At 67.9% G+C, this 12,178-nt stretch carries 12 protein-coding genes; 6 read left to right on the top strand and 6 right to left on the bottom strand.

The window, feature by feature from the left end; genetic code table 11:
• Positions 1 to 40 precede the first annotated feature (40 nt).
• From ACFTSA_RS20675 to ACFTSA_RS20665, 3 genes are read left to right on the top strand one after another with little or no spacing between them, the layout of a single operon-like run.
• Positions 41 to 1,468 (top strand): aldehyde dehydrogenase family protein, encoded by a 1,428-nt coding sequence (locus tag ACFTSA_RS20675; protein WP_377953691.1) that lies wholly within the window; start codon positions 41 to 43, stop codon positions 1,466 to 1,468.
• Positions 1,465 to 3,009 carry a D-glycero-beta-D-manno-heptose 1-phosphate adenylyltransferase gene (gene rfaE2 / locus ACFTSA_RS20670; RefSeq protein WP_377953690.1) on the top strand — a complete coding sequence of 515 codons (1,545 nt, stop codon included), beginning with the start codon at positions 1,465 to 1,467 and terminating at the stop codon, positions 3,007 to 3,009. Before ACFTSA_RS20675 ends, rfaE2 begins: the two co-directional genes overlap by 4 nt.
• Before the next feature lie 41 nt (positions 3,010 to 3,050).
• Positions 3,051 to 4,010, top strand: coding sequence for a spermidine synthase (locus ACFTSA_RS20665; RefSeq protein ID WP_377953786.1), 960 nt, complete (start codon positions 3,051 to 3,053; stop codon positions 4,008 to 4,010).
• A 6-nt stretch (positions 4,011 to 4,016) separates the two neighbouring features.
• Here the strand turns inward: ACFTSA_RS20665 and ACFTSA_RS20660 are convergent, their stop codons facing one another.
• Positions 4,017 to 4,925, bottom strand: a complete 909-nt coding sequence (locus ACFTSA_RS20660; RefSeq protein WP_377953689.1) for a LysR family transcriptional regulator — start codon at positions 4,923 to 4,925, stop codon at positions 4,017 to 4,019.
• A gap of 168 nt (positions 4,926 to 5,093) precedes the next feature.
• On the opposite strand from ACFTSA_RS20660, the gene ACFTSA_RS20655 reads away from it, so the two are divergent.
• Positions 5,094 to 5,843: a 3-hydroxybutyrate dehydrogenase gene (locus ACFTSA_RS20655; RefSeq protein WP_377953784.1), complete on the top strand. Its 750-nt coding sequence runs from the start codon at positions 5,094 to 5,096 to the stop codon at positions 5,841 to 5,843.
• A gap of 6 nt (positions 5,844 to 5,849) precedes the next feature.
• Here ACFTSA_RS20655 and ACFTSA_RS20650 read toward each other — a convergent pair whose 3' ends face one another.
• The 5 genes from ACFTSA_RS20650 to ACFTSA_RS20630 form a co-directional block, all read right to left on the bottom strand.
• Positions 5,850 to 6,485 carry a LysE family translocator gene (locus ACFTSA_RS20650; RefSeq protein WP_377953688.1) on the bottom strand — a complete coding sequence of 212 codons (636 nt, stop codon included), beginning with the start codon at positions 6,483 to 6,485 and terminating at the stop codon, positions 5,850 to 5,852.
• A gap of 72 nt (positions 6,486 to 6,557) precedes the next feature.
• On the bottom strand, positions 6,558 to 6,761 hold the full coding sequence (locus ACFTSA_RS20645) for a helix-turn-helix domain-containing protein (protein ID WP_377953687.1): 204 nt from the start codon (positions 6,759 to 6,761) through the stop codon (positions 6,558 to 6,560).
• A gap of 45 nt (positions 6,762 to 6,806) precedes the next feature.
• Positions 6,807 to 7,061 carry a hypothetical protein gene (locus ACFTSA_RS20640; RefSeq protein ID WP_377953686.1) on the bottom strand — a complete coding sequence of 85 codons (255 nt, stop codon included), beginning with the start codon at positions 7,059 to 7,061 and terminating at the stop codon, positions 6,807 to 6,809.
• A 257-nt stretch (positions 7,062 to 7,318) separates the two neighbouring features.
• Positions 7,319 to 8,884 (bottom strand): amino acid permease, encoded by a 1,566-nt coding sequence (locus ACFTSA_RS20635; protein WP_377953685.1) that lies wholly within the window; start codon positions 8,882 to 8,884, stop codon positions 7,319 to 7,321.
• 144 nt (positions 8,885 to 9,028) lie between these two features.
• On the bottom strand, positions 9,029 to 9,946 hold the full coding sequence (locus ACFTSA_RS20630; protein WP_377953683.1) for an SDR family oxidoreductase: 918 nt from the start codon (positions 9,944 to 9,946) through the stop codon (positions 9,029 to 9,031).
• A gap of 202 nt (positions 9,947 to 10,148) precedes the next feature.
• Between ACFTSA_RS20630 and ACFTSA_RS20625 the strand changes: the two genes are divergently transcribed.
• Complete coding sequence (locus tag ACFTSA_RS20625; protein WP_377953682.1) at positions 10,149 to 10,976, top strand: IclR family transcriptional regulator; 828 nt, start codon at positions 10,149 to 10,151, stop codon at positions 10,974 to 10,976.
• 189 nt (positions 10,977 to 11,165) lie between these two features.
• On the top strand, positions 11,166 to 12,178 hold a 1,013-nt coding region (gene hutU, locus ACFTSA_RS20620), incomplete at its 3' end, for a urocanate hydratase (protein WP_377953681.1).

Genomic DNA, 12,178 nt, shown 5'->3' with positions numbered 1-12,178 from the left:
AACACTGCGCAGCATGCCTAAAATCCCAGTGAGGAGCCACATGCAATCGACCATCACCAGCGAGCTGGCCAACGCGGAAGACATGCTCACCATCCTGAACCCGCGAACCGGGGAAACCGTCGGCAGCCTTTCCGCCGCCGGCGCCGCGGATGTGGCGGGAGCCGTGGCGGCGGCCCGCGCTGCCCAGCCGGGCTGGGCCGCAACGACGCCGGGGGAACGCGGCAAGCTGCTGCGCGAGGCCGCCCGGGCGCTGGAGGCGGCCGCTGCCGGGCTGGCCGAACTGAACGCACAGGAGACCGGCCGTCCGGTGGAGGAAGCCCTGGCAGGCATTGCGGCCGGTGTTTCGACCCTGGAACAGTATGCGGAACTGGGGCCCGTACACCGCGGTCACAGCCTGCGCGGCAATGCGCTGGCCGCGGACTACACCATCGCCGAGCCCCGCGGCGTGGCCGTGCTGCTGACCCCGTGGAACGACCCCGTGGCCGTGGCCTGCGGACTCATCGGGGCCGCCCTGGTCACCGGGAACACGGCCATTCACAAGCCGAGCGAGCGCTGCCCCCACGTGGGAAAGCTGTTGGGGGAGGCATTGGCGCCGGTCTTCCCGCCCAACGTGCTGGCCACGCTGACCGGAGGGGCCGACGTCGGAACCCTCCTCACGCAGGAGCGGGACGTAGATATGTTCGCCCACGTGGGCTCCAGCGCCACCGGCGACCGGATTGCCCGGGCGGCGGTACTGACGGGCGCGTACGTCATCAGGGAAAACGGCGGGAATGATCCACTGCTGGTGGATGCCGACGTCGATCCCGACTGGGCAGCGGAACAGGCGGCTATCGGGGCCTTCAGCAACAGCGGGCAGATCTGCACATCCGTTGAGCGCATCTACGTCCACGCGTCCATCGCCGAACCGTTCTGCCAGGCACTGGTGGAGCAGGCCAGGGAACGAAACCGGGAAGACCGGCTGGCACCGCTCGTGGACACCCGGATGCGCGACGACGTCCAGCGGCACGTGGCCGAGGCGCTGCAACTCGGGGCGCGGGCCGTGGAGGGCGGCTCCGTTCCGGACGGGCCCGGCGCCTTCTACCCGGCCACTGTTCTGGTGGACTGCATAGAAGCCATGGACGTCATGTCCGAGGAAACGTTCGGCCCCGTGGCGCCGGTGCGCGTTGTGAACAGCTTCGAGGAAGGGCTCACCCTTGCCGCGGCCGGACGTTACGGACTGGCCGCCACTGTCCTGACCGGCAGCATCGCCCACGCCCAGCAGGCCGTCGCCGCGCTTCCGGTGGGGACGGTCAAGGTCAACGAGGTCTTCGGCGGCGCACCGGGCGGGGCTGCCCAGCCCCGGGGCGAAAGCGGGCACGGGTTTGGCTACGGCCCCGAACTCCTGGATGAATTCAGCCGGGTCAAGGTGGTGCACATCGCCGCGCCGCCCGCCCCTGTGGCCCGTGAAACCAACGGGGCGGCGTTATGACCGCCACGGAACATTCCGAACCCGTGCTTCCTGAACCGGTCCTTTCCGAACAGCGCGGCCTGGCGGCGTGGCTTCCCCGGAGGCTGGCCGAAGAACGGCCATCCGTCACGGTCGTGGGCGACTTCATGCTGGACGGCTGGTGGACCGGCTCGATCGACCGGATGTGCCGCGAGGCGCCGGCTCCCGTGGTGGACATCACCCGGCGCGACTTCGCTCCCGGCGGCGCCGCCAACACCGCCATGAACCTGGCGGCCCTCGGGGCCCGTGTCAGCGTGGCCGGAATTATCGGAACGGACGACGCCGGCACGGAACTTAGGCGCCAACTGGTCGCCGCCGGGGTGGACACCACGCTCCTCGCCGGGCACCCGGAGATGGTCACCACCACCAAGATCCGGATCAGCAGCGGCGGCCAGGTTCTCCTGCGCTTCGACGACTCCGCGGCAGCTGTCCCGCCCGACGCCCTGGCGACGTTCGGGGCGGCGGTGCCTGCCGCCGTCGGGCACCAAGATGCGGTGGTGATCTGCGACTACGGAACGGGCGTCCTCGCGGAACCTGTGCGCGGACGGCTCATCGAATCGCTGGCCGGGCGGGGCCAGGACACGCTCGTGGTGGTGGATGCGCACGATCCCCGCCCGTGGGCCGGACTCGAGCCGGACCTCGTCACGCCCAACGCCCAGGAGGCCGCCGGGATGCTGGACGTCCGGCTCGGCAGCGGGCCCGGACGCGCAGAAGTGGTGACGGCGCACGGCGGCGAGCTGCTGCAGGCCACGGGGGCACACGCCGTCGTGGTCACCCTGGACCGGGACGGCACCGTTCTCATCCCGGCCGCCGGGAACCCGCACCGGACGTGGGCCAGGCCTGCCACCGAGAAGCAGGCCTCCGGCGCGGGCGACACGTTCGTGGCGGCGCTGACCCTGGCGCGTGCCGCGTCGCTCCCTCTGACAGCCAGCCTGGACCTGGCGCAGGCGGCAGCGGACGTGGTGGTCCACCACCCGGGGACATCGGTGTGCGGCACGGACGAGCTGGGCCGGTACCTGGAAAGCTTCGCTGACACCGCCCTGACCGCCGAAGAGCTGGAGCGCCACATCCGTGCCCACCGCAGCGACGGCCAGCGCGTGGTGCTGACCAACGGCTGCTTTGACGTCCTGCACCGCGGGCATACGCGCTACCTGAACCAGGCCAAGCAGTTGGGCGACATCCTGGTGGTGGCCCTCAACAGTGACGATTCCGTCCGAAAGCTCAAGGGGCCGGGCCGCCCCATCAACAGCGTGGCCGACCGGGCCGCCGTGATCGCCGCCCTGAGCTGCGTTGACTACGTCACCGTCTTCGACACCCCGACACCGATTCCCCTGATCGAACAGCTAAGGCCGGAGATCTATACCAAGGGTGGTGACTACACGCCGGAGATGCTGGCCGAAACGGAGGCCGTGGAGGCCTACGGCGGGACGGTGACCATCCTCGACTACGTGGCCGAGCGCTCCACCACGGCAATTGTCCAGCGCATCCTCAACGGCGAAGGCGCGGCCGTGCCGGAGGGGTAGAGCAACTAGGCTTGAAGCATGACCGAAGCGGCGGAGAACTGATGGCACGGCGCGGCAAGTCAGGCGGAAAATCGGGCGGCAGGAAAGCGGTGGCGGCGGCCCCGGCACTGCTTGACGTGACCAAGAAAGCGAGTGCAGAGGGCCCCGCCGAGGGCGTCTACTACATCGACACGGGCGACTGCGAGCTCATCGCGGACCAGGACAACTCCACCGGCTGGCTGCTGCGCATCAACGGCGTGATGAGTTCGCACATCGACCTGGCCGATCCGCTCTTCCTCGACTTCGAGTACATGCGCTGGATGTCCGCCCTGATCGAATCCCGCTGGCCGACGGAGTCCAGGCCCAGGCTGCGGGGCCTGCACCTCGGCGGCGGAGCCTGCTCGTTGGCCCGGTACTTCCATGCCGCCTACCCGGACGCCCGGCAGGTGGTGGTCGAACTTGACGGGAAGCTCGCCGAATACGTCCGCGGCTGGTTCGACCTGCCCAAGGCCCCGCTGCTCCGGCTGCGCGTTGGTGAGGCCCGGGCTGTGACGGAAACCCTGACGCCTGATACCCGCGACTTCATTATCCGGGACGTGTTCGCCGGCGCGCTGACCCCCCTTCCGCTGACCACCGCCGAGTTCAACGGGCATGTCCGCCGGGTCCTTGCGCCGGGTGGCATCTACGTGGTGAATTCAGGCGACGGTCCGGACCTGAAGAATGCCCGGGAGGATGCCGCCACCATCGCGGCCGCGTTCGAGCACACCCTCATCATCGCGGACCCCGCCATGCTGAAGGGGCGCCGCTACGGCAACATGGTGATGGCCGGCAGCGACCAGCCGTTCGACGACGATCCGCAGCTCGCGCGGCGGCTGCTGGGCGGGGCGGTGCCCGCCCACGTCTGGAACGACGACAAGGTCCGGGCCTTCGCCGCCGGAGCCCAAGTGCGCCACGACCCTGTGCCCCGTGCAGATGAACCCGGTGCAGATGCACCCGGGCCCCAGCCTTTGGTCACCGGCTGAGCCGCGTCACGGGCTGAGTCGCCCCTGCCCGAGGAGCCACTCCCGGTGGGCGGTGGTCTGTTCGCGCAGCGCTGTCACCACGGCGGCGACGGCGGGCCGGCGCATCGAGTCGGGCCGCAGGACCATCCAGTAGGGCAGCCGTTCGGCGATGTTCCCGGGCAACAGGCGAACGAGGTCCTCATGCCGGTCGGCCATGAAACAGGGGAGGAACCCCACCCCGGCGCCCGCCCGGGTGGCTTCCACGTGCACGAACACGTTGGTGGAGCTCACGCCGTCGCGCATGGCCGGCACCAGCCGCCGCGGTGCGTCAAGATCGTCCACCTGCAGCATGGAATCCACGAAGTACACCAGCGGATGCGCGGTCAGAGCTTCCACCGTTTCCGGCGTCCCATTGGTCTCGATGTACTGCCGGGACGCGTACATCCCGAGCTCGTACTCGCCCAGCCTGAATGCTTCTGCCCGGTGCACCTGCGGCTCGCCCACCACCACCTCGATGTCCAGTCCCGAGCGCTGCTGCAGCGCCCGGCGCGTGACGGTTACGATTTCGACGCTGAGCCCAGGGTGATCCCTCCTCAGCCGGGCCACCGCCGGAGCAGCGATGTAGGCGCTGAAACCGTCGGTCGCCGTCATGCGTACGACGCCGGTAATCGGGTCAGGCGCGCGGCCTGACGGTCCCAGCGCACGCACCGCCGTTTCCACCTGCTCTGCCACCAGCACGGCCCGGGCCCCGAGCTCGGTCAGCTCCCAGCCCCCGGACGCCCGCGCGAGTACCCGGCCGCCGAGAGCCTTTTCCAGTGCGGCGATCCGGCGTGAGACGGTGGTGTGGTTCAGGCCCAAGACCTGGGCCGCCGTCGTGAACTTCGCCGAGCGGGAGACGGCGAGCAGCACCAGCAGATCATCCGGGTTGGCATCCATATCTGCAATTTTGCACGAACTGAGTGCCCGATTAGTCATTGAACCGCGTTCCCTCTGCAGGAATACTCGGTGAATCGGAAGTGTTGCGCGCCTTGGAAGTGAACGGCGTGCGGCACGTGTCAACGTGGACACTTGGAGGAGCAGACTGTGGACGCACAAGGGCCGGACGTGGAAAAGAACCTGAACGGCCGCAAGGCGCTGGTCACGGGCGGTGCCAGCGGCATCGGCGCGGCGTGCGTACGGGAACTGGCCGCCAGGGGAGCGAAGGTGGTGGTGGCCGACGTCGACGAAGCCGGCGCCGCGGCCCTTGCCGATGAGGTGGGCGGCACGTCCTGGGCCGTCGACCTGCTGGACGTCGAGGCGCTGGCCGCGCTGAGCCTGGACTGCGACATCCTGGTCAACAACGCCGGTATCCAGCGCATCAGCCCCATCGAGGAGTTCGATCCCGTGGCGTTCCGGCGGATCCTGGCCCTCATGCTCGAGGCGCCCTTCCTGCTGATCCGTGCCGCGCTGCCGCACATGTATGCCAACAACTTCGGGCGGATCATCAACCTGTCGTCGGTGCATGGCCTCCGGGCCTCGCCGTTCAAGAGCGCCTATGTCTCGGCGAAACACGGTTTGGAGGGGCTGAGCAAGGTGACGGCGCTGGAGGGCGGCGAGCACGGCGTCACGTCCAACTGCATCAACCCTGGGTACGTGCGCACCCCGCTGGTGGAGAAGCAGATCGCGGACCAGGCGCGCGTCCACGGGATTCCGGAGTCGGAGGTCCTGGCCAAGGTGATGCTTACCGAGTCCGCGGTGAAACGGCTGGTGGAACCCGAGGAGGTGGCCTCGCTCGTTGCGTGGCTGTCCTCCGACGCCGCCGGCATGGTCACCGGCGCCAGTTACACGATGGACGGGGGCTGGTCCGCGCGGTAGTCCCCGCTAGCTCTTTGACCCTGTCAGGGCGAGGGTGCCGCCCAGCCCGATCATCATCACCCCGCCGGTCGTGGTCACAGCTGCCACCCGGCGGGGTGAGCGGGCGAACCACTGCCTCGCGGTGCCGGCGGCGAGTGCCCAAACGCTGTCTGAAACCAGCGCAATGGCCAGGAACGTGGCACCGAGCAGGGCGAGTTGGAGGGGAATGGCGCCGGCAGAGTGATCCACGAACTGCGGGAGGACCGCCACGAAGAACACCACTGACTTCGGGTTCGTGGCCCCGACAACGAAGCCTTCACGCAGAATTCGCCGCGTGGTGGCTGGCCGGGACGGGTTCGGGCCTGCAGGGCCGCCCCGGCGGTGCAGCACCGCCTGGATTCCCAGGTAGATGAGGTAGGCCGCGCCGGCAAACTTCACCACCGTGAACAGCAGCACGGACTCAGCCAGTACGACGCCGAGCCCCAGCGCCACGCCTGCGATCTGGAGGAGTTCCCCGACCGCATTGCCAAGGACACTTAGCAGGCCGCCCCGCCGCCCGAGGGCGAGCGACCGTCCGATGACGAAGAGGACGCTCGGGCCCGGGACGGCGATCAGCAACGCGGACACCAACGCAAAGGCGAGCAGATTCTGCAGCGGGAGCATGCCTGATCGTAACGCCGCCGGCGGGCAGCCAGCCAGCACCGGTGCGCTCTAAACGTTGCGGCGTCGTGGGGCCTACGAATCCTCGGTAACCGGATTGCCGGAGGCCCGGATGTACTCCTCCACGGCCGACTCCGGCACGCGGTAGGACTTGCCGAACCGGTCGGCCGCCAGCGTCCCGGCCCGGACCATCCGGTAGACGGTCATCTTGGACAGACGAAGGGCCGCGGCGACCTCGGCGATGGTGAGGTACGCGGTGGGCAGGTTGGCGATGGACATGGGATCGGCTCCTGGTGGTCGTCGGCTGGACTGGCGGTGACCCGCCTAGTCCGGCCGCCTCAGTTGCCGGTAGTCGTAGAAGTACACCTGGTCCGAGGACCGGATCCCGATCGACCGGCCGTTCTTGACCACAACGGTGCCTTCGCGCCTGCCGTTGAACGGGTCGTCGCCCACCAGGACGTCGCCGACCTTGTACGGAACAGCGGCCGTCCGCGCGCGCTGCAGGGTCTGGGCCAGGAAACTGGGGGACCGCGCGGATTGAATATTTGGTGCCGGCGCCCCGGCCTGGATTTCCAACATGGGGACCACTCCTTCACAGTGTGACCAATCGTCGAATCACTGGCGGCGCGGGTCCGGGTCATCATCCGGGGTCAGATCCCCAGCCGGCTGGCACCGTGTAGTCCACTGTAGGAAGGAATCACCTAAGTCACACGAGTAACATCTACCTCATTTATCACATCAGGCACTCGCGTAACAGGTCCCCACTACCTGTCTTTACCCATTTCTACTACTTGTTTTTCCGTTTTCCGGCCTGGCGCGCCAATTCCCCGCGAATCCTACTCAGTTTTGGCGACCACCGGCAGCGGCGAGGTCTCATCCTCAAGGTGGGCCCGGCGTCGTCCGTTGCCTTTGACCCAGAGCCGGTAGGCGGCCACGAGCAGCGCCAGCCACACAGCCCCCACGTAGAGCGCCACACGGGTGTCCTCAAAGAAGCCAAGCACAGCGATCACAAGCCCCATGAAGGCGATGGTGAGCACGGACGCCGCCGGCCACCAGGGCGAGGGGAACTCCGACGCCGGCAGGCCCTTCCGGGCGATCTCGCGTTTCATCGCCACGTGGGAGGCGAGAATCATGACCCACACCCAGACCGTCGCGAAGGTGGCGATGGATGCGATGAGCAGGAAGACATCTTCGGGGATGACCGCATTCAGCACCACACCCACCAGCAGGATCCCGGCCATCATCACCACAGTCATCCACGGCACGCCATGCAGCGAAACCCGCCCGAAGCTCTGCGGCGCGTGTCCCTGCTTGGCCAGGCCGAAGAGGATCCGGCCGGCGCCGAAGATGTCGCTGTTGATGGCGGAGAGCGCGGCGGTGATCACCACGGCGTTGAGGATGTGGGGTGCGGCGGGAATGCCCAGGCCGCTGAAGATCTGGACGAACGGGCTGCCGTTGTTGCCGATCTCGTTCCACGGGAAGAGGCTCATCAGCACGCCCAGGGTCAGGACGTAGAACAGGAGGACCCGGACTGGCACTGTGTTGACGGCCTTCGGGATCACCTTTTTGGGGTCGGCCGCCTCACCGGCCGTGATGCCGATGGTTTCGATCCCGCCGAACGCGAACATGACGACGGCGAACGAGGCCAGGAGCCCCTCGAAGCCGTTCGGGAACAGGCCGCCGTGCTCCACGAGGTTGCCCAGGCCCGGGGCAGCCGCCGAGGCGTCGCCGTTCTGGAAGCCGAACGCGAGGATGGCTGCGCCGCCCGCGATCATCGCGATAATCGCTGAGACCTTGACCAGGGTGAACCAGAATTCGAGTTCACCGAAGACCTTGACGCTGAGCAGGTTCAGCGCCGCGAGGAGGAAGATGATGGCCAGGATCCAGACCCACCGCTCCACGGACGGGAACCAGAAGCCCATATAGATGCTGAAGGCCGTGACGTCGGCGATGGCCACGATCGCCATTTCGAAGACGTAGGTCCAGCCGGTCACGAAGCCTGCCAGCGGCCCGAGGTACCGGCTGGCATACTGCCCGAAGGATCCCGAGACCGGGTGCCGCACGGCCATTTCGCCCAGCGCGCGCATCACCATGAACACGGCGGCGCCGCCAATCATGTAAGCAAACAGCACGGCGGGGCCGGCCTTTTGGATGGCCGAAGCCGAACCGTAGAACAGGCCGGTGCCGATGGCGGAGCCCAACGCCATGAAGCGGATGTGGCGGACGTTGAGGCCGCGGTTCAGGACGGTCTCGACGGCGGATCCGACGGCAGTTCCGACGGCGGTGCGGGCGGTTCCGGCGGCGGTGGCCGCCGTCGTGCGTCCGGTGGGATTGTCGGAGGTGCTGCCGGCGGTTGCGCTGTCAGGCGCCGCCGTTTCGGCTGTTGTTTGGGCTTGCTGCATGCCAATACCTTCTCGTCATTGGGAGGGGGATCGCTATCCAGCAGACCATGTCCGGAGGGGCTGTGATGAGGCTCACGGGGGCTTGGTGTCTTTGATTTCAGACTGTGCCGCTTCAGACCACGCGGCTTTTGTTTTCCCGACGGTTCAGCGGTAGCCGTTAGCGTCAGCCGGCAGCCCGGCCTCCTGGACCTCCGCCAGGTAGCGCCAGCAGTCCGGCCGGGAGCCGTCGACGTCCGTGAAGCCGTACTCCTGCGCCAGACCGCCGGAGGAGAACGAGCCGCCGGTCCGTCGGTGTACGTCGGGATCAGCGGCGAGGGCGGCCACGGCCCGGCCCACGAAGCGCGGGCTTTCCGAGATGGCGGCGAAGTGCGGATTCGTGGCCGCTGCCTCGCGCCAATTGGCTTCGGTCACGCCGTAGTGTTCGAGCATCATTTCCGAACGCATCCAGCCCGGCGTCAGCGCCACGGCCGTGCACCCGAACTGCTTCAGCTCCTCGGACTGGCTGAAGGCGAGCCGCAGGACAGCGGACTTGGCGAGGTCGTAAAACGCGGAGAGCCGGTAGTGGGCGGCGTTGTATTCGCGGGTTCCGTCCGTCATTTCCACCACCAGTCCTCCCGGGCGGCGGATAAGCAGCGGCAGGGCGACATGGCTGGTGACCAGATGCGTGTCGACGGCGCCGTGCAGCATCCGCAAACCGCCCGCAAGGTCGTGTTCCCACAGGGGTGTATTCCACTGGATGAGGTTTTCACCGCCCCAGATGTCGTTCACCAGGATGTCCAGCCGGCCGTGCTCGTCGTCGATGCGGCGGACCAGCGCGTCCACCTCCGCGGCGTTGAAATGGTCCACTACCGCGGCGATGCCCGTCCCGCCGGCGGTGCTCACCAGGGCCGCCGTTTCGTCGATGGTTTCCGGGCGACGATAGTCGGACGCCTGGCGGCTGGTGGTGCGGCCGGTGCAGTAGACCACAGCCCCGGCCTCACCCAGGGCGACGGCTGTCCCGCGGCCCGCCCCTCGCGTTGCCCCGGCCACCAGAGCGACCCTGCCCCTTAGCGGAAACTCCATGGACAAACGCTACCGCTGTGCGCCGGAAAAGCGGGATGATGGGGCCAGTCACGGGATGTCCGGTATTCCAGACACCCGCGCCTCCGAAGGGCGGCCACAACGCCTTGGGGAGGCGCAAGCTTAAATACGGGATACCGGACACCTTTCGGAGAAACGCCGAAGAGACGGAACCCCGAACAGACAGTCAAACGACGGAGGACATATGGCAGGAACGATGGCCGCAGCCGCGGTAAAGCGGCCGGAATCAGCTGTGAAGGCAAAGGTTCCAGCCGCCGAAAACACCCTGCGGATCCTCAAACTGTTGGCTTCCAAGCGGGGGCCGATGGCGGCGTCGAACATTGCCACGGCGCTGGGGCTGCCCCGCTCAAGTGTCTACCACCTCCTGGGCGTCATGGAGGCGAACGGCTTCGTCCTGCACCTGCACGAGGAGCAGCGCTACGGCCTGGGCATCAGCGCCTTCGAGCTCAGCTCCGCCTTCTCTCGGCAGGAACCGCTGTCCAGGCTGGGACGGCCCATGCTGGCATCCCTCGTCGATGTTCTTGGCGAAAGCGCACACCTGGCCGTCCTGCACGGCCGGGATGTGCTCTACATCGTGGAGGAGCGCGCCAAGAACCGGCCATCGCTGGTGACCGACGTCGGTGTCCGGCTGCCCAGCCACCTCACCGCCAGCGGTCGCGCAATCCTTGCAGCGCTGCCAAAGTCGCAGGTCCGTGCTCTCTATCCGAACGCCGCGGCCTTCACTGCCCGGCATGAGGTGGAGGGCGCCATCATGAAGTACTCGGCCCTGTCCTCGCACCTGGACCAGGTGCGGCAGCGTGGCTACGCCACGGAACACGGCGAGGTGACGCCGGGCTTTGGATCCATCGCCGCCGCTGTCACGGATCACCTCGGATGGCCGACGGCGGCAGTGGCCGTCACGTTCCTGGAGGAGAAGCTGCCTGAGGGCCAGTGGCCGGTGCTCGCCGCCCGCGTCCAAAAGGTCGCCGACGAGCTCTCCGTTCGCATCCACGGCCGCCCGGCAGCGCAGTAGCCCAAGCAACTGGCAGCACAGGCGTTCCCGCGGCCCAGTTCGCCCTGACGCGCCGCCGGGTTGGGTCTGGGATACCGGACAGCACCGCCCGAAAACCCCTGTCTGGCCCGCTCAGAAGGGGCTTTAGTTGATACAGAAGCACTCCCGCACCACGCAACAGCACATTCCCCGCAACACGAAGGAGCCACCATGGCACCCGCCGATTTCACTACCGGTGCCCGCCCGGTCAAAGCAGCCCGCGGCACCGAGCTCACTGCCAGGTCCTGGCAGACCGAGGCGCCGCTGCGCATGCTCATGAATAACCTGGATCCGGAGGTGGCCGAACGCCCTGATGACCTGGTGGTCTATGGCGGCACGGGCCGGGCGGTGCGCTCGTGGGCTGCGTTCGATGCGATCACCCGGACTCTGGAAACCATGGAGAAGGACGAGACGCTGCTGGTCCAGTCGGGCAAGCCGGTGGGTGTTTTCCGCACCAACGAGTGGGCGCCGCGTGTGCTGCTGGCCAACTCCAACCTCGTCGGTGACTGGGCCACCTGGCCCGAGTTCCGCCGGCTCGAGGCCGAGGGCCTGATGATGTACGGGCAGATGACGGCCGGGTCCTGGATCTATATCGGCACCCAGGGCATCCTGCAGGGCACGTTCGAGACGTTCGCCGCGATCGCGCGCAAGCTCACCGGGGACAGCAACGGCACGCTCGCCGGGACCCTGACCCTGACCGGCGGCTGCGGCGGCATGGGCGGCGCGCAGCCCCTGGCCGTGACCCTGAACGAGGGCGCCTGCCTGATTGTCGACGTCGACGAGACCCGCCTGCGCCGCCGTGCCGGCAAGCGCTACCTGGACGAGGTGGAAACCGACCTGGACGCCGCGATCGCCAAGGTCCTGAAGGCCAAGGAAGAGCGCCGCGGCTGGTCCGTCGGGTATGTGGGCAACGCTGCCGAGGTTTTCCCGGAACTGCTGCGCCGCCACCGGGCCGGGGAGCTGAGCATCGACATCGTCACCGACCAGACCTCCGCCCACGATCCCCTGTCCTACCTGCCGGAGGGCATCTCCGTGGACGAATGGCACCGCGAGGCCGAGGCCGACCCGGAGGGCTTCACCAAGAAGGCGCAGGCATCCATGGCCCGGCACGTCCAGGCGATGGTCGAGTTCCAGGACGCCGGCGCCGAGGTGTTCGACTACGGCAACTCCATCCGGGACGAGGC

This window comes from Arthrobacter sp. NPDC057013 (genome assembly GCF_042674585.1).
Taxonomy (GTDB): domain Bacteria; phylum Actinomycetota; class Actinomycetes; order Actinomycetales; family Micrococcaceae; genus Arthrobacter.
This window is presented reverse-complemented; position numbering and strand designations above follow the sequence as displayed.

Excerpts from the sequence above, each read along its gene's own strand:
- ACFTSA_RS20675 (WP_377953691.1), top strand. The coding sequence starts at position 41 with ATGCAATCGACCATCACCAGCGAGCTGGCCAACGCGGAAGACATGCTC.
- rfaE2 (WP_377953690.1), top strand. The coding sequence starts at position 1,465 with ATGACCGCCACGGAACATTCCGAACCCGTGCTTCCTGAACCGGTCCTT.
- ACFTSA_RS20665 (WP_377953786.1), top strand. The coding sequence starts at position 3,051 with ATGGCACGGCGCGGCAAGTCAGGCGGAAAATCGGGCGGCAGGAAAGCG.
- ACFTSA_RS20660 (WP_377953689.1), bottom strand. The coding sequence starts at position 4,925 with ATGGATGCCAACCCGGATGATCTGCTGGTGCTGCTCGCCGTCTCCCGC.
- ACFTSA_RS20650 (WP_377953688.1), bottom strand. The coding sequence starts at position 6,485 with ATGCTCCCGCTGCAGAATCTGCTCGCCTTTGCGTTGGTGTCCGCGTTG.
- ACFTSA_RS20645 (WP_377953687.1), bottom strand. The coding sequence starts at position 6,761 with ATGTCCATCGCCAACCTGCCCACCGCGTACCTCACCATCGCCGAGGTC.
- ACFTSA_RS20640 (WP_377953686.1), bottom strand. The coding sequence starts at position 7,061 with ATGTTGGAAATCCAGGCCGGGGCGCCGGCACCAAATATTCAATCCGCG.
- ACFTSA_RS20635 (WP_377953685.1), bottom strand. The coding sequence starts at position 8,884 with ATGCAGCAAGCCCAAACAACAGCCGAAACGGCGGCGCCTGACAGCGCA.
- ACFTSA_RS20630 (WP_377953683.1), bottom strand. The coding sequence starts at position 9,946 with ATGGAGTTTCCGCTAAGGGGCAGGGTCGCTCTGGTGGCCGGGGCAACG.
- ACFTSA_RS20625 (WP_377953682.1), top strand. The coding sequence starts at position 10,149 with ATGGCAGGAACGATGGCCGCAGCCGCGGTAAAGCGGCCGGAATCAGCT.